The organism is Erwinia sp. L03-1 (assembly GCF_058686115.1).
The window spans coordinates 2,832,170-2,853,899 of sequence record NZ_CM178762.1; the positions used below are offsets into that span (position 1 = coordinate 2,832,170).

The following is a 21,730-nucleotide window of genomic DNA, read 5'->3' on the forward strand; positions in this document are numbered from 1 at the left end:
CGGCGGTCACGGCACTATTCACTCTACTGGAGAAAACGATGGCAGCTTCCTGGTTTCCAAAATGGCAGAAACATTCCGCGTCGGCGCAGGGGGTGGTAGCCCCGGATGAAACGCTACCGCTGGGTCAGACGATAATCATGGGACTTCAGCACGCGGTCGCCATGTTTGGTGCGACGGTACTGATGCCGCTATTAATGGGGCTTGACCCCAATCTCTGCGTGCTGATGTCGGGCGTGGGGACGCTACTGTTCTTCCTGGTCACCGGGGGCCGCGTTCCCAGCTACCTGGGTTCCAGCGCGGCTTTTGTCGGGGTGGTCATTACCGTCACCGGGTTTACGGGACAGGGAATTAACCCCCACCTTAGCGTGGCGCTGGGGGGCGTTATGGCCTGCGGCCTGATTTATACCGTGATTGGCCTGGTGGTGATGAAAACGGGTACGCGCTGGATCGAAAAGATGATGCCGCCGGTGGTCACCGGCGCGGTAGTGATGGCCATCGGGCTGAATCTGGCGCCCATTGCGATTCGCAGCGTGTCTGCTTCCCAGTTTGATAGCTGGATGGCGGTGATCACGCTGGTTTGCATTGGCGCTGTCGCCGTTTTTACCCGGGGTATGGTGCAGCGGCTGCTGATTCTGGTCGGTCTGATTGCTGCCTGTGCGATTGATATGCTGTTAACCAACGGCCTGGGGCTTGGGCAACCGGTAAACTTCTCTCTGATCGAGAATGCCCCCTGGTTTGGTCTGCCTGCCACGACGGCCCCCTCATTCGACAGCCATGCCATATTTTTGATAGCACCGGTGGCGGTGATTCTGGTAGCAGAAAATCTTGGGCATATTAAAGCGGTGGCGGGGATGACGGGTAAAAACATGGATCCCTGGATGGGGCGGGCCTTTGTGGGTGACGGTCTGGCAACCTTGCTTTCAGGGGCATCCGGCGGCAGCGGAGTCACGACATATGCCGAGAATATTGGCGTGATGGCTGTGACCCGGGTCTATTCGACGCTGGTCTTTGTGGCTGCGGCAGTGATTGCCATTTTGCTCGGGTTTTCACCTAAGTTTGGCGCACTGATCCACACTATCCCAGGCCCGGTGATCGGTGGAGCGTCAATCGTGGTCTTCGGACTTATTGCGGTCGCGGGCGCAAGAATTTGGGTACAAAATGGCGTCGACCTGGGTCAGAACGGCAATCTGATCATGGCTGCCGTCACGCTGGTGGCCGGTGCGGGGGACTTCTCACTGCGGATTGGAAGCTTTACCCTCGGCGGTATCGGTACCGCGACCTTTGGCGCTATTTTGCTTAATGCCCTGTTAAATCATCAACGTAAGGCGTCACTGGCTGACAGCCCGGCGGTTGAACCGGAGCACTAAAGGTTATCGCCGCCGGGTGAACCCGGCGGCCTGACGGGGTCTGCACGCTGGATCATTGCCGATTACGACGCGTCATCAGCTTTTGCCCGATTACCGTGACTGTTGCGGCCTCCCTTCTCGCCCGCCTCGGAGGCACGTTTAGGGTCATTCTTAAAATTACCCCCGCTGGCTTTCCCTCCTTTACGGCCTGCTTCTGATGCGCGTTTACGGTCTTCAGCGAAATTTCCCGATCCACCACGATGCTCTGCCATCTTTTACCTCCGCTATAGTTAAGCCATCATACTGCGTTGATTATTTCACCCGGCTGAAAGCTGCCCAGGGACGACGACGTTTATTTGCTGCCGCCGCGTTATTAAGCATAGATTACCGGGTAAAGTTGGCGAATATTTATACTCAATGGTGAGATTTAAGATAAATTAATTACGACGCAATTATTAATCAGCGCCAGCAAATAGTATAAAATAGTCTAATGTATTAGTTCCCCGTGATGACACAAACCTCTTCGCCGGGTGCCTGAAACAAGCAAATCCCAGCAAAACTGTGATCCTCTTCTATACTTATTCCCTGACAATTCATTGAAGATAAGAAAGGAAGTTTGTTGTGAGTACGCTGGCAAGCTTTCCGGTTCTTTTACAGGCTGGCCCGGCTTAAGCCGCCCGGCAAGTGCCTTTAATTTTATCAAGGAGGGAGTCAATGGCCAAAATACTGGTGCTTTACTACTCGATGTATGGACATATTGAGACCATGGCAAATGCGGTTGCCGAAGGGGCAAAACGCGTCAGCGGTGCCGAAGTGACTATACGTCGCGTACCTGAAACGATGGATGACGAACACTTTGCTCAGGCTGGCGGCAAAACGCAGCAGTCTGCTGCTATTGCCACCCCCGATGAGCTTGTAAATTACGATGCCATTCTCTTTGGTACGCCGACACGCTTCGGCAACATGACGGGACAGATGCGCACCTTTCTTGACAGAACGGGCGGCCTCTGGGCGTCGGGTGCTCTGCACGGCAAATTAGGCAGCGTTTTTGCATCCACAGGTACCGGTGGTGGTCAGGAACACACTATTTCCTCTACCTGGACCACCCTCGCTCATCACGGCATGGTTATCGTGCCGATTGGGTATGCGGCGAAAGAACTCTTTGATATTTCACAGGTGCGTGGTGGTACCCCCTACGGCGCAACCACCCTTGCGGGCGGGGACGGCTCCCGCCAGCCCAGCGAAACCGAGCTGAATATAGCGCGTTTTCAGGGCGAATACGTCGCCGGACTGGCCGTTAAGCTGAACGGATAACACACTTCACAGGAGAGTAAACATGGCAACGCAACAATCGAAAGAACATCACGTTGGAGAATGGGCAAGCCTGCGCGCAACCTCTCCGGAGATTGCTGAAGCCATATTCGAAGTGGCTAACTACGACGAAAAGCTGGCCGAGGAGATTTGGGAGCAACAGGGGAGCGATGATGTTTTACTTCGCGCCTTTGAAAAAACCGATAAAGACGTCCTCACCTGGGACAACAAAACCGTCGAAAGAAAAAACGTATAACGTCATTAAATCATCCCGGGGCGGGTTTTACCGCCCTTTTTGCTGCATTAAAGCGGAATATTCCGGCTTTTTCTGTCAACTGATAACGTTGTGAAATTAGTGTTCTTTCGACTACGCTTAATCCACATTTCAGGCCTGAGAGCCAGGCAGCTTATTCGTAAAGGAGCGCAATATGTCGTCTTATCAGACAATTAATCCCACCAGTAACGAACTTATCAAAACCTGGCCCGCCCACAGTGCCGATCAGGTCGAGCAGGCATTATCTACCGCCGACGATCTCTACCATTCCAACTGGTCGAAAGGCCCCATCCAGCCGCGTCTGCAGGTGCTGAAGAAGCTTGCAGAACTGATTGAAGGCCGCGTTGAAGAGCTGGCCAAAGCGGCAAGCGTCGAGATGGGCAAACTCATTGGTCAGAGCCGCAGCGAAGTCCAGCTGTGTGCGCAGATTGCCCGCTATTATGCTGAAAATGCTGAACGCTTTCTTGCGCCGGTGCGTTATCCCAGTGAGCTGGGCGAAGCCTGGGTTGAAAATCACCCGATTGGCGTGCTGGTGGCCGTTGAACCGTGGAACTTCCCGTTTTATCAGCTGATGCGCGTGCTGGCCCCTAACCTGGCCGCAGGTAACCCTGTACTGCTTAAGCATGCTTCAAACGTGCCTCACTGTGCTTCTCTGTTTGAACAGCTGGTTAACGAAGCGGGCGCGCCTGAGGGCGTCTGGACAAATCTGTTTATTAGCAGCGATCAGGTGGCAGAGCTGATTGCCGATGACCGCGTGCAGGGTGCCGCGCTAACCGGTTCAGAACGTGCAGGCAGTGCCGTTGCCGAACAGGCAGGTAAATACCTGAAGAAAACCACCCTTGAGCTGGGCGGTAATGATGTCTTTGTGGTGCTTGATGACTGCGATCTTGATAAAGCGATTAAGGCAGGTGTCGGTGCGCGTCTGAATAACTGTGGTCAGGTATGTACTGCTGCAAAACGCTTTATCGTTCAGGAGAAAGTAGCTGACGCTTTCTTTGAAAAATTCACTCAGGCATTCCGTGACGTTAAAATCGGCGATCCGCTGGACGAAAGCACCACGCTTGGCCCTCTGTCTTCTTCTTCTGCGCGCGACACCCTGGTGAAACAGGTGGATGAAGCGGTAGCAAAAGGGGCCAAACTGCACGTGGGCGGCAAGGCAGTAGATGGCAAAGGCTGTTTCTTCGAGCCAACTATTCTCTCTGGCATTACGCGTGATAATCCTGCCTGGTTCGAGGAGTTCTTTGGCCCGGTGGCGCAGGTTTATGTCGTAAAAGATGATGAGGAAGTAGTGAAGCTGGCGAATGACTCACACTATGGCCTGGGCGGTGCAGTATTTACCCGTGATATCGAACGCGGTAAGAAGCTGGCCTCGCAGATTGAAACCGGCATGGTGTATATCAACTCCGCTACCGATACTTCTGCTGAGCTTCCCTTTGGCGGCGTGAAGCGTTCTGGCTTTGGGCGTGAACTGTCCGATCTGGGAATTAAAGAGTTTGTGAATCAGAAGCTGGTTGTCGTCAGCGCTGACTGACCGTTAATGTCAGCGTGTCGAACTGGCATCCCGCCCCGCTGACAGACGACAGACTGACAGACAGAGAAAAGGCCGACATCGTCGGCCTTTTTTTACGCCATTAACTGTGAATCAGGACGCTTTATCAGTCTGTGGCACTGGCTGCGCTGGCGTAACGGCATCTGATGGTGCCGCGTTATTTTTATCATCCGCCTTAGCTTTGTCATCAGTTTTGGCTTTCTGATCGGCACTGGCTTTATCATCAGCCTTGGCTTTCTGATCGGCACTGGCTTTCTCGTCAGCCTTAACCTTTTGATCGGCTTTTGCTTTCTCGCTGGCCTTCGCCTTCTCAATCTTATCTGCGGCGCGCTTATCCTCAGCCGCTTTATCGGCGGCGGCGCGGTCAGACGTCAGGTTATCCTTACCAGGCTTGTCACCTGCTGCACCCTCTTTAGCTGCTTTTTCAGCAGAGGCTTTCGCAGGAGCAGATTTTGTCACAGCGGCTTTATCGCTGGCTGACTTATCGCCCGCTGACTTATCGCCAGCTGCTTTTTCGCCAGCCGCTTTATCGGCGGCAGCCTTATCCGCTTCGGCTTTGTCTGCTGGGGCGGCGGGAGCGGCGGCCAACTGGGCAGCGCTGGCTGCCATTGGCGTTCCCTGAATGGCTTTATTCAGGACCTGAGTAAACTGATCCCATGGACAGAAGCCATTAGCATCCGTCGTACAGCCGTTCATCTGCAACGTCACACGCTGGGGTGGCGTGTCCAGCGAGAGCGGGGTGACATTACGCAACTGATCGCTGGTCTGGTAAACGTATTCCACCTTCACCAGTTCCTGATTATTTTTCTTATCATGCCAGCGCTGGAACTGAATCATCCCACCAATCGGCGTGCGCTCGTTTTGACCGGGCAGCGTATAGGGTTTGAAATCCAGGGCGGTCAGCAAAGACGCGATGTTGGAGTCGTGCCCCACCAGCAGCGTGACCTTAGGCGCACTCGCCTTATCTTCATCCACCAGCATACTGCGAATGTAGTCCACCAGCGGAGCGGCTACATCACGAGCGACTTCAGGTGATGTAAAGAGCGTATCCTGATAGGCATTCTTGATGGCCGACAGCTCTTTCCACTGTTCAGGCGTTTTGATCTGTCCCCAGGCAATTTGATCCAGCGGCAGGCCTTCATAATATTGCAGGGTAAAAGCATCGACCAGAGAGTTTCCGACTTTCAGCGGCCCGGAGACGCCCGGCTCTTTACCATTTTCAGCGGTAAATTTATTCTGGTTGTCGCTAGCGAGGTCACACTGCTTTTTATCACGACAGGCCGGTGAATTTTTATAATCAATGATCTTTTCCAGACGCTGGAAGGCGGGCTTAAGCGCCAGCTTATCGCCTGCGCTATTCATCGCGGTCAGCGCCTGCTTATTAAAGGTATCACTGCCGTCGGTAATGATCGGGTTGAATACCGGATCCATCTCACCCATCGCATCCTGGTGAGTGACAGGAATATCGCAGCCAGGGAAGGCGCCGGTAGTAAAAAATTGTGCCGTCGCGACGGTTCGCTGTAGGCTGTTGGCATAGGCGTAGATATCATCGCTTGCCGGGCACTCGCCATCCTTCACCAGGCCCTGCTGCGCCAGCCATTCACGGGTGTAGCGCCCCATATACACTTCCAGCACGCCGCCCCTGGTGGTGAGCTGACCACCAGCAACGTCCCACTTTGGCCAGGCTTTTTTGGTTGCCTGCGCCAGTACGCTGCCGTTATCGGCCAGCGGCGCGCGAAGATTATGGCGGCTCATCATCAGGACTTGTTCAAGCTGGTAGTCACCGTCAGCTGCAAAGGCTGACACCCCGGTAAGTGCCGAGCAAACTGCTAACGCGCAGAGACTAAATTTTTTAATCATGTTTTTTCCATCAATTCAAGGGTGTTTAGCCCAGCCGTTTAAGGCGATGCGGTTGAAAACGCCAACAGCGCAGACGTCACTCGCAGTGGCACCCACCAGAACACAGGCAGGCATGGGCATTCGTTAACCGTGTTGAGTTTATAGCAGACTATCGCTTTTACGCTTAAGACGCATCAGGAGATTGAAAAGATACAAGATGTTTTAGGAATGCTCTAATCATTTCGGGAGGATAATGAAGTGCAGAACGGAATGTGGGCTTCACCGGATGGCGCAGGGAGATAAAAGCAAAACGGGCCAGCTTACGCTGACCCGTCGAATTTGATGGCGGAGGAGGAGAGATTCGAACTCTCGAACGGTTTCCCGTCGCCGGTTTTCAAGACCGGTGCCTTCAGCCACTCGGCCACCCCTCCGCACTTTATCCTTTACTCATTCGGTTTAAGAAAACGTCCTGAGCAACTGATGGGGCGCAGTATAGGGATTGTTACCGAGCTTGCCAAGCTTTTTTTTCGTATTTTGTTGAAATTATGCGCTTTTATGCAATTAATTTTAAAATGAGGGGGAATACGGGAGTCTGGAGTCTGGAGTCTGGAGTCTGGAGTCTGGAGTCTGGAGTCTGGAGTCTGGAGTCTGGAGTCTGGAGTCTGGCATCAATAAGGTATGCGGTTATAAACGCAAAACGGGCCAGCTTTCGCTGACCCGTTAAATTTGATGGCGGAGGAGGAGAGATTCGAACTCTCGAACGGTTTCCCGTCGCCGGTTTTCAAGACCGGTGCCTTCAGCCACTCGGCCACCCCTCCGCAATGACGCGCACTATAAACATCCGCCTTGTCGATGTAAAGCAGGTTTTAATCCAGTTGCTTTAAAAACAGTCATTCGCTTTTCATTTGCCGCTAAAACCGCCAGAGTGCGCACTAAACCAGCAATTAATCGTGCTGGCGGCTCGCGTCCTCCCCTGTGAACCCTTCAATATATCTGACGGCCAGAATTCAGATCTCTTTCCAGACATCATGTGGCGGGCAGCGGGCAGCGGGCAGCGGGCAGCGGGCAGCGAAGCTAAACCCCTTTACATCGCGCCCCGGGCTTTATTTTTTACCCGGAAAATTTGCTACACTGGCCGCCGATCAACCAGAGAGAGGTTACAGGGTGTTTTTTGAAGGTAAAGAAATTGAGCGCGATGCGCAGGGGTATCTGAAATCGACGAGTGACTGGCATGAGGCGTTAGCGCCCCTGCTTGCCGCTGAGGAGGCGATTGTACTCACTGAGGCCCACTGGCAGGTTATTCGGCTGGTGCGCAGCTTCTATCTGGAGTTCAACACCTCCCCTGCCGTCCGTATGTTGGTGAAAGCGATGGCGAAAGAGTACGGTGAAGAAAAGGGCAACAGCCGTTATCTCTTCCGCCTTTTCCCTCAGGGTCCGGCAAAACAGGCCACTAAAATAGCGGGCCTGCCAAAACCCGCCAGATGCCTTTGATATCCACAGGCGTGCAATATTCACACCCGCGTCCGCAGGCGCGTAATGACTAATTTGTCGTAAAACCGCCCGGTTCGTCGCCCGGCGGGCAGGGTTCAGCGAGCACCTTATCCACGCGTGCGCTGCGAGGGCCCCCTGCTCTTAACCAGGTCAACAACGCCTCAACCCGTTCTTCTTCTCCCCATGCAACCACCTCAACGCTGCCGTCATCCAGATTCTTTGCATATCCTTTCAGGCCAAGCGCCTTCGCTTCACGCTGGGTGCTGTATCGGAAACCTACCCCCTGTACCAGGCCATGAACCCAGGCTCGTGTACACACTATCGCCATATTCCCTCCCGTAAAGACGCAGATTGCATTTTCCCGGCTGGCACCGGACAATAAACGCTGTTTTTCTGACTGTAAGCATAGCAAATATGAGTGTTCGTTTAATTCTTGCCAAAGGGCGTGAAAAGTCACTGCTCCGTCGTCACCCCTGGGTTTTTTCCGGCGCGATAGCCAAAATGGAAGGAAAAGCCCAGTCGGGCGAAACCATCGATGTCTGTGACAGCCAGGGGAAATGGCTGGCCCGCGCGGCCTGGTCACCCTCGTCACAAATCCGCGCCCGCGTATGGAGCTGGCAGCAGGACGAAGTCATTGATGTCGACTTTTTTGTCCGTCGCCTTAACGCCGCTCAGCAGCTGCGTGACTGGCTTGCTGCACGCGATAATCTGGACAGCTACCGCCTGATTGCGGGCGAGTCCGATGGTTTACCGGGTGTCACCATCGATCGTTTTGGCCACTTCCTGGTGCTTCAGCTGCTTTCAGCCGGGGCTGAATACCAGCGTGCTGCCCTGATTTCCGCGTTACAAATCTGCTACCCCAGCAGTGCTATCTACGATCGTTCCGACGTTAGCGTGCGTAAAAAAGAGGGTCTGCCTCTGACGCAGGGTACGGTGCTGGGCGACACGCCTCCCGACCTGCTGCCGATCACTGAACACGGTATGAAGCTGCTGGTTGATATCCAGACCGGCCATAAAACGGGCTACTATCTCGATCAGCGCGACAGCCGCCTCGCGACGCGGAGCTACGCAAAGGATCGCCGCGTGCTCAACTGCTTCTCCTATACCGGAGGTTTCGCGGTTTCAGCGCTGCTGGGAGGCTGTAAGCAGGTCATTAGCGTGGATACCTCACAGGGTGCGCTGGACGTGGCCCGTCAGAACATCGAACTCAACGGCCTTGACGTGTCAAAAGCCGAATTCCTGCGTGATGACGTTTTCAAGCTGCTCAGGCGCTATCGCGATGAGGGAGAGAAATTTGATCTTATCGTAATGGATCCCCCGAAATTTGTTGAAAACAAAAATCAGCTTGCGGGTGCCTGTCGGGGGTATAAAGATATCAATATGCTGGCCATGCAGCTGTTGAACCCCGGCGGCATGTTGCTCACCTTCTCCTGCTCGGGACTGATGCCGACTGATTTATTTCAGAAAATTATCGCCGATGCCGCGCTTGATGCGCAGCGTGACGTTCAGTTTATCGAGCAGTTCCGTCAGGCCGCCGACCATCCGGTGATTGCCAGCTACCCGGAAGGAATGTATCTGAAGGGTTTTGCCTGCCACGTACTGTGACTTGAAAACATCGCCCCTGCCCCCATGTTATTAACAGGGCATGTTTCTCAGGAGATTACGATGATTGCCAGCAAATTTGGACTCGGTCAGCAGGTGCGGCATCAGCTGCATGGATTCTTAGGCGTGGTAGTTGATGTCGACCCCGAATACTCTCTGGAGGATCAGGAGGTCGATGATACCACCACCAGCGGCTCGCTTCGGCATGCGCCCTGGTACCATGTCGTCATGGAAAATGAAGAGGGGGAAACGGTACACACCTATCTCGCTGAGGCGCAGCTCTCATGGGCGCTGCCCGGCGATCACCCCGAACAGCCCTCCATGGACGAGCTGGCCGCCTCTATACGCCAGCAGCTCCAGGCACCGCGCCTGAGAAATTAACTGTCGTGCAGAGACCATTACTCCCCTTAAAAGCCCGTGCTGCGGGCTTTTATTTTTTCCAGCCGGACGCGGCTCCTGTTACGCTTTTTCCAGGCCGAGGCGCGGTATTTCAATTTTGGGGCAGCGATCCATCACCACCTTCAGGCCAGCACTCTCTGCCAGCACCGCAGCCTGCTCGTTGATCACCCCGAGCTGGAGCCAGAGCGATTTCGCCCCAATGGCAATCGCCTCCTGCGCCACACCGTAAGCGGCTTCCGAATTGCGAAAAACATCCACCATGTCTACCGGTTCGGGAATGTCTTCAAGCGATGCATAAGCCTTTTGGCCCAGCAGAACCTTCCCCTCAAGTTTTGGACTGACCGGCGTCACTTTATAGCCCTGAGATAACAGATAGGACATGACTCCATAGCTGGCACGCGCGGGTTTATCACTCGCACCCACCAGCGCAATATGCTGCGTACCGCCTAAAATCTCCGCAATCATTTTATCCTGCATAGCATCCTCCTCATTATTTAATCCTCTTATTTTATGCCCTTCTGAGTACTTCGTTAATGACTGGGCCGGTTTATTGCGTACTGGCTGGACTAAACCGCACTAAGAGTATGTAAAAATGTTAATGCTGTGCCATAATGAAAGACTTTGATACATTCACTGTACTCGCATTCCCGCCGGCTGGAGAAAGAATGAAGCTGCGTCTGTCCCTGACAGGGCTACTGGCGATGCTGGTTGCGATAAGCACGCAGGCCACCACCCTGAAGCTTTCGCCTGATATCGATCTGTTGGTTCTTGATGGTCATAAAATATCGGGTTCGTTATTAAAAGGTGCCGAGGGCCTTGAACTGGAACGCGGTCAGCACCAGTTTTTGTTTCGAGTCGAAAAAAATCTGCAAAAAGGGCCACAGCAAAATGAGATGTGGCTCTCGGCCCCGATGATCGTCACCTTCAACACGGTGCATGCCCGTTCGGTCACTATCAAACTCCCCCTTCTGACCAGCCATCCTTTAAGGAAGGCTTTTGACAAAAATGCAGATTTTCAGCTGGTCGATGAAAAGGGGGTACTGATTGAGAGTCAGCGCGACCGCTTGAACACGGCGGGCAGTATGGATTTTGAACAGGCGATGGTTATCTACAATTTGAAAGGGAACGTCGCGTCGGTCGCGCGTTTTGCCCGTCAGCCAAAGCCGGGCGCAGCGGCTAGCGAAAGTCCGGACGATCTCGCCAGCAGTCAACATCCCGGTGGACGGCTGCTCTATCTCTGGTATCAGCAGGTTGACTCTGCTACGCGTCAGCGATTTATGGTCCTCATGCAGGCACTGCGTACCAGTTGATGTATGCTGCCCTGCCGCTTAAAATCGGCAGGTACAGGGTTATCTCCCTCACCTATTGTTGTGAAACCAGGAAACCGGCATGGAACAAACCACTCGCACTATTCAGGAAAAAAAACATATTGCGCTGGTCGCGCATGACCACTGTAAAACGTCGCTGATGGAGTGGGTCGGTATCCATAAAGAGATACTCAGCGCACACACGCTGTACGCTACCGGCACTACGGGTAACCTGGTGCAGCGCGCGACCGGACTTCCGGTAACGGCGATGCTTAGCGGACCAATGGGCGGCGATCAACAGGTTGGCGCACTGATTGCAGAACTTAAAATCGACGTGCTTTTTTTCTTCTGGGATCCGTTAAACGCCGTCCCCCACGATCCGGATGTAAAAGCATTACTGCGCCTGGCGACCGTATGGAATATTCCGGTAGCGACGAATCGCGCAACGGCTGATTTCATTATCCATTCGCCCCTATTTACCGGGCCGGTCGAGATTATCATCCCCGACTACCAGCGCTATCTGCAGGAACGCCTGGACTGATTGTGTTGCAGCGGCCCATCGTAGCCGCTGCAACCGTTATGGCTTACGCAATACCGGCACGCCAAGTTCTCTGAACTCCTCCACAAAGACCGACGGATTTTCTTTTTCATACAGCAGCCAGACCTGCTGCCTCGCGCGGGTAAGGGCCACATAGGCCAGTCGCCGCTCTTCGGCATCGGGAAATGCCTCTGGCTGCGGTAGCAGCGCCTGTTCAATCACCGATTCTCTTGCCTCGGCGGGAAAGCCCTCTTTATCCGCCTGCAGGCCCAGTAAAATCACATAGTCTGCCTGCTGGCCTTTACTGGCATGGATGCTGGTGAAATCTATCTTCAGCCTCGGCCAGCGGGTTTTCGCCTTATCCAGCAGCTGTGGACGCAGGTAGTGATAGCGGGCAAGGATTAAAATCGGCTCATCCGGCGCTGCATAGCCGCTCATTTTGTCCAGCAACGCCTCCAGCTGTCCTTCTGGCAGCAGTGAAACGGCGCGTTTGCCCCCCTTGCTCAGGCTGTTCAACGGTTTTTTAAGCTGATGGGGATTACGCTGAATAAAGCGGTTTGCAATATCACCAATGCGATCGTTAAAGCGGTAGGTCGTATCAAGGAAGCAGCGATCGCCTTCACCAAAATGGTGATGGAACGCGGTGGTCAGCGTCATTTCTGCCCCACTGAACCGATATATCGCCTGCCAGTCATCGCCAACGGCAAAGAGCGAGGTTTGTTTGTTTTGCCTTCTTAGTGCGGCCAGCAGCGCAGCACGCTGCGGCGAGATATCCTGAAACTCATCAACCAGAATATGCTTCCAGGGGCTAATAAAACGGCCTTTATCCAGAATATTCACCGCCAGATGGATCAGGCCAGAGAAGTCTATAGCGCCCTCCTCTTTCAGCGCGCTTTTCCAGGCCTTAACCAGGGGGGCCATCAGTTTTACACGCTTAGAGAAAACGTCACGTATCGCCTCCGGTGCGGATGCAATCATCTCCGCCTGCGCCCCGCCGTGCATACGTATTAACCCCAGCCAACGTTCCAGCCGGCCCGCCAGCTTTTTAGCCAGTCGGTCATCCTGCCAGAATTCCCCTTCGCCAGGCGACCACGCCAGTTCATCCTGTAGCCACTGTCTCCAGCCGTTCGCGTGCGCTTTTTTCTCGCTGCACTGCTGACGCCAAACCGCAATTAGCAGCTTATGCCGCTCGCCACTGTCGGTCTCAAGCCTGCTTATCGTCGGAGATTTGTTACTCCCCTGGCTGATGATATTCAGTGCCAGGGAGTGAAAAGTACGGGCTTCTATGCCTTCCGCATCCAGCCGTATTCGGATGCGATCGTTCATCTCACCAGCGGCCTGATGACCAAAGGCCAGTAGCAGGATTTGCTCTGGCGCGGCCTGTCGCCGCATTAACAGCCATCCCGCTCGCGCGACCAGTACTGAGGTTTTGCCGCTGCCTGCTCCCGCCAGTACCAGCAGTGAATCCTCACCGTTGACCACCGCCCTCGCCTGAGAAGCATTGAGCGGAGAGGTTTCAACCCTGTTAAAAAAGTCTGCATACTGCTCCAGCATTTTTTCTGTCCAGCTGGTATTGCGCTGCTGGCGCTGTGCATCGCCGCTTTCCAGCCAGCGCAAACAAAACAGGGCCGCATCCCGGCAGTTATCAAACTCTTCTAATCGCGCAACGGGTAGCGGTAAAGAGGAAAAGGCTTCTGTAATCACGCTGCGCCAGTCAGCCACATCACTGCGCTTCAGCCATTTGTCCTGCTGTTCAAAGGTGTGGAGTTTTTCGACCAGACTCTCCAGTACGTCAGCAGCGACCAGGCTCATCTCTTCGCTCCAGAGCTGCCATGCGTGGCTGAGATGATGGTAAAAGCGCTGGGTTTCCTGCCATTCGGTGCCATGCAGCCGCACCACTTTGTCATCCGGCAGTGAGAACTCAAGCTCCCCCCAGACCAGACCTCGCTTGCACTTGATGGCTAACAGTTGATTAAACGGAATAAGGTATTCATGCTTTTCGCCACTGACCTCGACGCCGGCGCGTAGCAGCCGCACCCGATTGTAGGGATGTTGCGCCAGATGTTTACCCAGCGACGTTGCTTTCAGTTCCATGACGAGACCCTGGCTACTGTTGAATTCTCCAGGCGGTAGTTTACCCGGCGGGGGTGTACCGCTCCAGAGTTAAAAAACGGTATAATCAGTCCATTAAGCTATGCGACTCGTATTTACCCTAAGGATTGTCCCCATGCGTACTGTTTTAAACATTCTTAACTTTGTTTTAGGTGGCTTTCTCACCACGCTCAGCTGGCTGCTGGCCACGGTATTGAGCGTGGTTTTTATCGTCACGCTGCCGTTAACCCGCTCCTGCTGGGAAATCACCCGACTTTCCCTTGTGCCTTTTGGCAATGAAGCGGTGCACGTTGACGAGCTGTATCCTGACCGGAAGAGCGCGGTGCTGAACTCGGGCGGAACACTGCTAAATGTGCTGTGGTTTATTCTTTTCGGCTGGTGGCTATGCGTGATGCATGTTCTGACCGGCATTGCTCAATGCATCACCCTGATTGGCATCCCTCTGGGCATTGCCAACTTTAAGATTGCTGCTATCGCGCTCTGGCCAGTGGGCCGCCGTGTGGTTCCGGTTGAAGTGGCTCAGGCTGCCCGTGAAGCCAATGCCCGCCGCCGTTTTAACTGACTATGCAAATCACGCTTACGCGCGGCCTTCGGCGCTATGCCTACAATAGTGCCCTGCTTTACAACCTGCGGATATTTATCGCCCTTGCGGGGACCACCGGCTTACCCTGGTGGTTAAATCAAATAACCTGGACCATTCCGCTAACCCTTGGCGTGGTCGCCGCTGCGCTGGCCGATCTGGACGATCGCCTGAGCGGCAGATTGCGAAACCTGCTTATCACCCTGGTCTGTTTTTGCGTAGCGTCGGTTTCCGTCGAACTCCTTTCCCCCCAGCCCTGGCTGTTTACCGCTGGCCTGGCGGTGTCAACCTGGGGGTTTATTTTGCTGGGAGCGCTTGGCCAGCGCTACGCCACCATTGCGTTTGGTGCCTTGCTCATTGCTATCTATACCCTGTTAGGGATAGGTCTGTTCCCCCAGTGGTATCTCCAGCCCGTGCTTTTGCTGGTGGGCGCTGCCTGGTACAACCTGTTAACGCTGACCGGCCACGTCATTTTCCCTATTCGTCCGCTCCAGGAGAATATGGCCCGATGCTATGAGGGGCTGGCACTTTATCTTGATGCCAAGGCAGGCCTGTTCGATCCTGATGCCGAAGAGGGCGACAGCGACACCCTGATAGAGGTTGCAATGGCAAACAGTCAGCTGGTTGCCACGCTGAATCAGGCAAAAATCTCAATCCAGTCCCGCCTGCGGGGAGACCGGGGGCAGCGTGGTACGCGTCGGACGCTGCACTACTATTTTGTGGCTCAGGATATCCATGAACGCGCCAGTTCCTCGCACGTCCAGTATCACGCGCTGCGTCAGGAGTATCGCTACAGCGATATTCTTTTCCGCTTTCAGCGCCTGCTATCCATGCAGGCCGGTGCCTGCCGTCAGTTGGCCAACTGCATTTTGATGCGGGAAACTTACCAGCACGATGGCCGGTTTGAGCGGGTGTTTGTTCATCTTCAGGCCGCGCTGGACAGGCTAAAGAACACACAGCCCGCCAGTGGTGAAGTGAAAGCCATGCACTATTTGCTGAACAATTTGCGGGCCGTCGACGCACAGCTGGCCACAATCGAATCCGAACAGCTTCAGGCTGCTGGCACGCAAAGCCACGACAGCACGCTTTCCAGTGAAGGGCTCACGGGCTGGGCCGATATCAGGCTGCGGCTGAGTCGACACCTTTCCCCTGAATCGCCTTTATTCAGACACGCCGTTCGCATGTCACTTCTGCTCTGCGCAGGTTATACCTTTATTCAGGTAACTGGACTTCAACATGGCTACTGGATACTGCTAACCAGTCTGTTTGTTTGCCAGCCTAATTACAATGCCACCAAAAGACGGCTGGCTCTGCGTATCGCGGGCACGGTTATCGGTATCATCATCGGCCTGCCGCTGCTGTGGCTGGTGCCTTCGGTTGAGGGGCAACTGATCCTTATCGTGGTGACCGGCGTACTGTTTTTCGCCTTCCGCCAGTCTCAGTATGCCCATGCAACCATGTTTATTACCTTACTGGTACTGTTTTGCTTCAATCTACTGGGTGAGGGATATGAAGTCGCTCTGCCGAGAATTATTGATACGCTGCTGGGATGCGCGCTCGCCTGGCTGGCTGTTGCCTTTATCTGGCCCGACTGGCGCTTCAGGCGGCTCTCCGCCGTCGCTGAGCAGGCGGTGAGCGCCAACTGTCGCTATCTTGATGCCATCCTGGTGCAATACCATCAGGGTAAAGATAATCGCCTTGCTTATCGTATTGCGCGCCGTGATGCGCATAACAGCGACGCTGAGCTGGCATCTGTCGTGTCGGCGATTTCTGCCGAGAAAAATGCGGATGCCCCCCTGCGGGAAGCGGCCTTTCGTCTGATGTGTCTGAATCACTCCTTTCTCAGCTATATCTCGGCGCTGGGCGCTCACCGGGAAAAAATTCAGCATGAACTGATGCTGAAAGTACTGGAGGATGCTGTCTGCTATGTTGACGACGTGCTACAGGTTAAAAGCGTTGATGAGGTAAAAGCCACAGACGCACTGGCATGCCTTTCTGAGCGAATTGAAACCATGGAAGCCGACCCGGAGACGAAAGAGCCTCTCATTCTGCAACAGGTCGGCTTACTTATTGCGCTCCTACCCGAACTAGCGCAGCTGAGAAAGCAGGTCCTCATTAATAAGATTTAGGGGTATCCGTACCTTCATTGTGAGCACCGGAGCGTCATCCGGTGCCACTCCCGAAGTTCTTCTTTAATGTCATCAGGCAGCGCCTGATGATGACGCCCCAGTATCGCCCCCTGAAGCGCAAACAGGACGCTGATGCTGAGGTTCTTATTACAGGCCCGGAGCTTTAACCAGCTCTCCTTAGCCCCCTGTTCCCTCAGCATTTGTACGCTGCTGATCCCTACCCTTCTCAGTTCGAGTTCAAGACGTAAGCTCAGGTTGGGCAGATCCTTCAGTCTCCGGTTCTGTAAAACCCCTTCCCGATGCTTACGCGCCCCCTGCAGGCAAAGTTTGGACAAAGCGATCAGTTGCTCCTGCTGGCACCAGAGCGCCGGATCAACGCGATAATAATCCAGCGTCACCGGTATTCCTCTTTTGTTGAAACAGAGAGGTTCCATCTGGCGCTCAACCAGATAGGGCTTAGCCTGTTCACAGGCACGCAGATAAAGTTCCCCCTCGGCGATGAGCGCAAAAACCACTTTCCCCACTGACAGACTGTAACCGCCAAACTGGCTGCGACTGTCGATATGTCCTAATGCGGCCAGGTCACGCTTAGCCTGCTCAATTTTTACTTTTGAATCATGCATTTCTCTCTCCTTGTGCCAAAGCCGTCCTTACGTAAAACTTTTTCTTTCCTGCGCTGTAGAAAGTATGCAATCGACGTTAAGGGTTCAATGAATAATTGCCTGGAAGGACATTTACGTTTCTTTTTTGCGAGGCATTTTCAAAAAAATAAGGTTGATCTTTACCCACCCTGCCTATACTGTATATTCATACAGTAACCCTGAGAGCGAAGCCATTATGTATACTCATTCTCTGAAGCCACGTGTTCGCACCGCTGCTTTTAATTCAACTTCAGCCTGTGCCGGTGACACATCTCAGACTGAGGGCGCAACAGGCCTGATCAGCGAACTGAACTACAGTGAAAACCAGCCAGGCATGACGCAAATGCTGTTACTGCCTCTGCTTCAGCAGCTTGGTACGCAATCGCGCTGGCAGCTATGGCTAACGCCTCAGCAAAAATTGAGCCGCAGCTGGCTAATGCAATCGGGTTTACCGCTGGATAAAGTCATGCAGGTGAGTCAGTCAGGCGCTATCACTACCGTTGAAGCGATGATTAAAGCGCTGCAAACCGGCAATTACAGTGTGGTTCTGGGCTGGTTGCCCGGTGAAATTACGCTGGAAGATCGCCTCAGACTTCAGCATGCGGCTTCTGCAGGAAATGCTCTGGGATTGATCATGCGGCCCGATCGGACAAAAATCGTTATCTCCAGACCGTGCAACGGGATAAAAATTCACTCTACTTTGTATCATTAAGTAAAAATAAGAATTTTCTCATGATTATTTTCCATCAGGCCCGCGAATAGCGGCTGATAATGGGCTGGCGCGGCACAACAATGGTTTAGCAGCTCTTAAAACCTCTTCTTTTAGGATGAAACCTGTCCACAAATGTGAAAATTTGTGTGCGGAAGGAACTTTTTTTGCTGTTGTCGCTCACATCATACTTGTAACTTTGCTGGTACGTTGTAGACTTTACGTCGCCAGGGTGCTCAATAACCACCATTTTTTGGATGAGTCACAATCGAGCTTCATAACCCGGCGAAGGATTTAATCAAAGAGCTAATGAAAGCTCATTGCCTATTTGGATGATAACGAGGCGCAAAAATGAAAAAGACAGCTATCGCAATTGCAGTGGCACTGGCTGGCTTCGCTACCGTAGCGCAGGCCGCCCCGAAAGATAACACCTGGTACACCGGTGCTAAACTGGGCTGGTCTCAGTACCACGACACTGGTTACTACGGTAACGGTTATTCCAACAATGATGGCCCAACTCACGAGAGCCAGCTTGGCGCTGGTGCATTCGGTGGTTATCAGGCTAATCAGTACCTGGGCTTCGAACTGGGTTATGACTGGCTGGGTCGTATGCCTCACAAAGGCAACAACGTAAACGGCGCATTCAAAGCACAGGGCATTCAGCTGGCTGCTAAACTGAGCTACCCAATTGCTGACGATCTGGACGTTTATACACGTCTGGGTGGTATGGTATGGCGTGCAGACTCTACTCAGCAGAACACCCTGACTGGCAACCGTATCAGCGACCACGACACCGGCGTTTCTCCGCTGGCAGCTGTTGGTGTTGAATACGCACTGACCAAAAACTGGGCAACCCGTCTGGACTACCAGTGGGTTAACAACATCGGTGATGCAGGTACCGTTGGTACGCGTCCTGATAACGCCATGCTGAGCGTTGGTGTTTCTTACCGTTTCGGTCAGGATGATGCTGCTCCAGCTCCGGCTCCAGCACCTGCTCCGGCTCCAGTTGTTGAAACCAAGCGTTTCACCATGAAGTCTGACGTTCTGTTCACCTTCAACAAGGCTACTCTGAAGCCAGAAGGTCAGCAGGCTCTGGATCAGCTGTACACCCAGCTGAGCTCACTGGATCCTAAAGACGGTTCAGTCGTCGTTCTGGGCTTCACAGACCGCATCGGTTCTGAGCAGTACAACCAGAAACTGTCTGAGAAACGTGCTCAGTCCGTCGTTGACTACCTCGTTTCTAAAGGCATCCCATCTAACAAGATCTCTGCACGCGGTATGGGCGAATCTAACCCAGTTACCGGCAACACCTGTGACAGCGTGAAAGGCCGTAAGGCTCTGATCGACTGCCTGTCTCCGGACCGTCGCGTAGAAATCGAAGTTAAAGGTATCAAAGACGTTGTAACTCAGCCACAGAGCTAAGTTCTTTCTTTGATAAAAAAACCCCGCTCCGGCGGGGTTTTCTTTTTAGAACTCTTGCTGGAATTCAGTCTGGCTTACCTAATATGGCCTTAAGATCCTGCCTGAGAGATGACATCTGGTTCGCATACTGCTCTTTTCGTTCTGCATCCTCAATCAGCTGCACGATGGTTTCTGAAAGCGTGCTGCTTCTCCGCTGGGCCAGCCCCGCCAGTCGCTGCCAGACCAGATATTCCAGATCGATCGACTTTTTACGGGTGTGCTGATGCTCAGCATTGAAATGCCGTTTGCGACGAGCGCGAATGGTCTGCTTCATTCTGTTTTCAAGCGCAGGATTGATATGCTTGCTTATCCAGATAAGCACATCCACCGGTCGGTTTTCCATAGCCAGAAGTTCGTCGACAGCAACCTGTGCCGCGCTGTTTTCCAGATAGCGCGTAATCGCCTCACCCTCCCGGTGTTTTTTTACCAGGTATTTCCATTTCCAACCGCTTTCAAGATTTTCCAGTTGCTGATATTTCATCGGAATCTCATGCTGACTATATAACGGGTTAAGAATAACAGTTTTTATCGCGCAGCCGCACACAAAACAAGGATGTTCGCGCCATTGCGATCTGAACATCAGGTGAAACACATGTCCCCGGTGCTTAACAGGCTGAAATCTTGTATAATGCCGCTTTTACTCATTTTAGAAAAATACGATAACTTTGACCAATAACAGATTAGAATGGCGTGCTTTACAGCCCGATATCGAAAGCGTCCAGCCCCTTTTTTCGCAGGCTTTTGAAGCCGACGGCAGCTGTTTTGCTCTGGTGCAAGCGCGCCTGTTTAACGGTCTGAGCCTGCTTCTGCAAACGCCAGCGGCATTTCCGCTGATGTTAATCAAGACGCCAGAAAATATTGAATATCAAAAACTCCTGCAGGACGAGCTCACCCGCCTCGCTGAGGAGGATGACGATTCGCTCTATGGCGGTCACTATCAGGTTGAGGGGATGTCAGTCAGCTGGCAGACTGCCGTCACACCTGAAGATAATTTCGCCAGCACGGGCGGTATTCATCGTGCAGACTGGATTGAAGCTGAACAGCTTTTTGGCTGCATTCGTCTGCAGCAGACTACCCTCATTCCAGAACCCGGCCTGGTTCACAAGGCTAACGGCGGCACGCTGATTCTCTCGCTGCGCGCACTGCTGGCTCAGCCGCTGCTCTGGCTCCGACTGAAAAAGATCATGGCCACCGGTCAGTTCGACTGGCATTCTCCTGATGAAACCCGCCCGTTACCCGCGGCTATTCCTTCAATGCCGATGCAGTTCCGTCTGGTCCTCACCGGCGACCGCGATGTACTGGCAGATTTCCAGGAAATGGAGCCAGAACTCGCCGCTCTCTCGCTGTATGGCGAATTTGAAGATAATATTCAAATCGTCGATGCCGAAGAGTTCATCCTCTGGCTGAGATGGTTTAGTGACATCGCCGTCAGTCATGATTATGGGCCGATTAAAGAAGATTTTTGGCCGGTAATGATCCGTGAAGCCGTACGTTATACCGGCGATCAGGACACGTTACCGCTCTGTCCGGCCTGGATCTCACGCCAGCTCCATGAAGCAGCGATGTACAGCGAGGATAACAGCCTGAGCGGGGAAAATATCCTTAACGCCCTGGAAATGCGCGAGTGGCGCGAAGGCTTTCTGGCCGAGCGCGTGCGGGATGAAATTCTTCTCGATCAGATACTCATAGAGACGGAAGGCGAAATGATTGGGCAGATCAATGCCCTGTCAGTGATTGAGTTTCCTGGCCATCCCCGTGCCTTCGGCGAACCGTCGCGCATCAGCTGCGTGGTTCATGTTGGCGACGGCGAGTTCACCGACGTCGAGCGCAAAGCCGAACTGGGTGGCAATATTCATGCGAAGGGCATGATGATCATGCAGGCGTGGTTGATTGCAGAGCTGGAACTGGAGCAGCAGCTGCCCTTTTCTGCGTCAGTGGTATTTGAACAGTCCTACTCGGAAGTTGACGGCGATAGCGCCTCCCTGGCTGAACTCTGCGCGTTAATCAGCGCACTCTCCAGCCAGCCGCTGACTCAGCAAATTGCCGTTACCGGTTCGGTCGACCAGTTTGGTCGCGTACAGCCGGTCGGCGGACTGAATGAAAAGATTGAAGGCTTCTTCCATATCTGTAATCAGCGTGACCTTAACGGCAAGCAGGGGGTTATTATCCCCGCCGCTAACGTGCGTCATCTCTCCCTGCAGCAGGACGTAGTGGATGCAGTACGGGAAGAAAAATTTCATATCTGGGCAGTGGCCAGCGTGGATGAAGCCCTGCCTTTACTGACCGGCGCAGAATGGGACAAAGAAGAAGGCCCCTGCCTGTTACGGACCATACAGGAGCGCATTGCGCAAATTAATCAGCAGGAGCTGCGCCATCATCGCCCGTGGCCCCTGCGCTGGCTGAACTGGTTTAACCAGAGCTGATTGGGCTTGTTCAGCGTAC

The 21,730-nt window shown here is 53.5% G+C and carries 21 protein-coding genes and 2 tRNA genes; 14 read left to right on the forward strand and 9 right to left on the reverse strand.

What is annotated here, in order from left to right; all coding sequences use genetic code 11:
- Positions 1 to 38: 38 nt before the first annotated feature.
- Complete coding sequence (gene rutG / locus AC4PCC_RS13110; protein ID WP_492124813.1) at positions 39 to 1,367, forward strand: pyrimidine utilization transport protein G; 1,329 nt, start codon at positions 39 to 41, stop codon at positions 1,365 to 1,367.
- 62 nt (positions 1,368 to 1,429) lie between these two features.
- Here rutG and AC4PCC_RS13115 read toward each other — a convergent pair whose 3' ends face one another.
- On the reverse strand, positions 1,430 to 1,618 hold the full coding sequence (locus tag AC4PCC_RS13115) for a con-10 family general stress protein (protein WP_067703003.1): 189 nt from the start codon (positions 1,616 to 1,618) through the stop codon (positions 1,430 to 1,432).
- A gap of 442 nt (positions 1,619 to 2,060) precedes the next feature.
- Here AC4PCC_RS13115 and wrbA point away from each other — a divergent pair, with 442 nt between their 5' ends.
- The 3 genes from wrbA to AC4PCC_RS13130 all read left to right on the forward strand — a co-directional run bounded on the left by wrbA (position 2,061) and on the right by AC4PCC_RS13130 (position 4,462).
- Entirely contained in the window at positions 2,061 to 2,660 is a 600-nt protein-coding gene (wrbA, locus tag AC4PCC_RS13120) for an NAD(P)H:quinone oxidoreductase (protein WP_067703001.1), read from the forward strand.
- Positions 2,661 to 2,682: 22 nt separating this feature from the next.
- A complete protein-coding gene (locus AC4PCC_RS13125) occupies positions 2,683 to 2,913 on the forward strand; it encodes a YccJ family protein (protein ID WP_067702997.1) in 231 nt (76 codons plus the stop codon).
- 172 nt (positions 2,914 to 3,085) lie between these two features.
- Positions 3,086 to 4,462: an NAD-dependent succinate-semialdehyde dehydrogenase gene (locus AC4PCC_RS13130; protein WP_492124814.1), complete on the forward strand. Its 1,377-nt coding sequence runs from the start codon at positions 3,086 to 3,088 to the stop codon at positions 4,460 to 4,462.
- A gap of 111 nt (positions 4,463 to 4,573) precedes the next feature.
- Here the strand turns inward: AC4PCC_RS13130 and agp are convergent, their stop codons facing one another.
- From agp to AC4PCC_RS13145, 3 genes are all read right to left on the reverse strand, one after another.
- Complete coding sequence (gene agp / locus AC4PCC_RS13135) at positions 4,574 to 6,340, reverse strand: bifunctional glucose-1-phosphatase/inositol phosphatase (RefSeq protein ID WP_492124815.1); 1,767 nt, start codon at positions 6,338 to 6,340, stop codon at positions 4,574 to 4,576.
- A gap of 322 nt (positions 6,341 to 6,662) precedes the next feature.
- Positions 6,663 to 6,750: transfer RNA gene (locus tag AC4PCC_RS13140), tRNA-Ser, on the reverse strand.
- A gap of 299 nt (positions 6,751 to 7,049) precedes the next feature.
- Positions 7,050 to 7,137: transfer RNA gene (locus tag AC4PCC_RS13145), tRNA-Ser, on the reverse strand.
- 346 nt (positions 7,138 to 7,483) lie between these two features.
- On the opposite strand from AC4PCC_RS13145, the gene AC4PCC_RS13150 reads away from it, so the two are divergent.
- Entirely contained in the window at positions 7,484 to 7,810 is a 327-nt protein-coding gene (locus AC4PCC_RS13150; RefSeq protein ID WP_492124816.1) for a TusE/DsrC/DsvC family sulfur relay protein, read from the forward strand.
- A gap of 49 nt (positions 7,811 to 7,859) precedes the next feature.
- Here AC4PCC_RS13150 and yccX read toward each other — a convergent pair whose 3' ends face one another.
- Positions 7,860 to 8,138 carry an acylphosphatase gene (gene yccX / locus AC4PCC_RS13155; protein ID WP_345831294.1) on the reverse strand — a complete coding sequence of 93 codons (279 nt, stop codon included), beginning with the start codon at positions 8,136 to 8,138 and terminating at the stop codon, positions 7,860 to 7,862.
- Between the two features lie 86 nt (positions 8,139 to 8,224).
- Between yccX and rlmI the strand changes: the two genes are divergently transcribed.
- Both rlmI and hspQ read left to right on the forward strand, forming a co-directional pair.
- Positions 8,225 to 9,415, forward strand: a complete 1,191-nt coding sequence (gene rlmI, locus AC4PCC_RS13160; RefSeq protein WP_492124817.1) for a 23S rRNA (cytosine(1962)-C(5))-methyltransferase RlmI — start codon at positions 8,225 to 8,227, stop codon at positions 9,413 to 9,415.
- A 60-nt stretch (positions 9,416 to 9,475) separates the two neighbouring features.
- Positions 9,476 to 9,793 (forward strand): heat shock protein HspQ, encoded by a 318-nt coding sequence (hspQ, locus tag AC4PCC_RS13165; protein ID WP_067702981.1) that lies wholly within the window; start codon positions 9,476 to 9,478, stop codon positions 9,791 to 9,793.
- A 78-nt stretch (positions 9,794 to 9,871) separates the two neighbouring features.
- Here the strand turns inward: hspQ and AC4PCC_RS13170 are convergent, their stop codons facing one another.
- Positions 9,872 to 10,288: a CoA-binding protein gene (locus tag AC4PCC_RS13170; RefSeq protein WP_067702979.1), complete on the reverse strand. Its 417-nt coding sequence runs from the start codon at positions 10,286 to 10,288 to the stop codon at positions 9,872 to 9,874.
- 188 nt (positions 10,289 to 10,476) lie between these two features.
- Between AC4PCC_RS13170 and AC4PCC_RS13175 the strand changes: the two genes are divergently transcribed.
- Both AC4PCC_RS13175 and AC4PCC_RS13180 read left to right on the forward strand, forming a co-directional pair.
- The gene (locus AC4PCC_RS13175) at positions 10,477 to 11,121 is read left to right on the forward strand and encodes a YccT family protein (RefSeq protein ID WP_067702976.1); all 645 of its coding nucleotides are present in this window, start codon (positions 10,477 to 10,479) and stop codon (positions 11,119 to 11,121) included.
- 79 nt (positions 11,122 to 11,200) lie between these two features.
- Positions 11,201 to 11,659: a methylglyoxal synthase gene (locus AC4PCC_RS13180; protein ID WP_492124818.1), complete on the forward strand. Its 459-nt coding sequence runs from the start codon at positions 11,201 to 11,203 to the stop codon at positions 11,657 to 11,659.
- A 36-nt stretch (positions 11,660 to 11,695) separates the two neighbouring features.
- Here the strand turns inward: AC4PCC_RS13180 and helD are convergent, their stop codons facing one another.
- Positions 11,696 to 13,750 (reverse strand): DNA helicase IV, encoded by a 2,055-nt coding sequence (helD, locus tag AC4PCC_RS13185; protein ID WP_492124819.1) that lies wholly within the window; start codon positions 13,748 to 13,750, stop codon positions 11,696 to 11,698.
- A 133-nt stretch (positions 13,751 to 13,883) separates the two neighbouring features.
- Here helD and AC4PCC_RS13190 point away from each other — a divergent pair, with 133 nt between their 5' ends.
- Both AC4PCC_RS13190 and yccS read left to right on the forward strand, forming a co-directional pair.
- Positions 13,884 to 14,330, forward strand: a complete 447-nt coding sequence (locus AC4PCC_RS13190; RefSeq protein ID WP_067702959.1) for a YccF domain-containing protein — start codon at positions 13,884 to 13,886, stop codon at positions 14,328 to 14,330.
- Between the two features lie 2 nt (positions 14,331 to 14,332).
- Positions 14,333 to 16,477, forward strand: coding sequence for a YccS family putative transporter (gene yccS, locus AC4PCC_RS13195; protein WP_492124820.1), 2,145 nt, complete (start codon positions 14,333 to 14,335; stop codon positions 16,475 to 16,477).
- 14 nt (positions 16,478 to 16,491) lie between these two features.
- On the opposite strand, the gene AC4PCC_RS13200 is transcribed toward yccS, so the two are convergent.
- Positions 16,492 to 17,100: a TfoX/Sxy family DNA transformation protein gene (locus AC4PCC_RS13200; protein ID WP_492124821.1), complete on the reverse strand. Its 609-nt coding sequence runs from the start codon at positions 17,098 to 17,100 to the stop codon at positions 16,492 to 16,494.
- Positions 17,101 to 17,314: 214 nt separating this feature from the next.
- Between AC4PCC_RS13200 and sulA the strand changes: the two genes are divergently transcribed.
- A complete protein-coding gene (gene sulA, locus AC4PCC_RS13205) occupies positions 17,315 to 17,830 on the forward strand; it encodes an SOS-induced cell division inhibitor SulA (protein WP_492124822.1) in 516 nt (171 codons plus the stop codon).
- A gap of 348 nt (positions 17,831 to 18,178) precedes the next feature.
- Positions 18,179 to 19,249 carry a porin OmpA gene (gene ompA / locus AC4PCC_RS13210; RefSeq protein ID WP_067702950.1) on the forward strand — a complete coding sequence of 357 codons (1,071 nt, stop codon included), beginning with the start codon at positions 18,179 to 18,181 and terminating at the stop codon, positions 19,247 to 19,249.
- A 64-nt stretch (positions 19,250 to 19,313) separates the two neighbouring features.
- Here ompA and matP read toward each other — a convergent pair whose 3' ends face one another.
- A complete protein-coding gene (gene matP, locus AC4PCC_RS13215) occupies positions 19,314 to 19,769 on the reverse strand; it encodes a macrodomain Ter protein MatP (RefSeq protein ID WP_345831289.1) in 456 nt (151 codons plus the stop codon).
- Between the two features lie 184 nt (positions 19,770 to 19,953).
- Here matP and AC4PCC_RS13220 point away from each other — a divergent pair, with 184 nt between their 5' ends.
- Entirely contained in the window at positions 19,954 to 21,711 is a 1,758-nt protein-coding gene (locus tag AC4PCC_RS13220) for an AAA family ATPase (protein ID WP_492124823.1), read from the forward strand.
- The last annotated feature ends 19 nt before the right edge of the window (positions 21,712 to 21,730 follow it).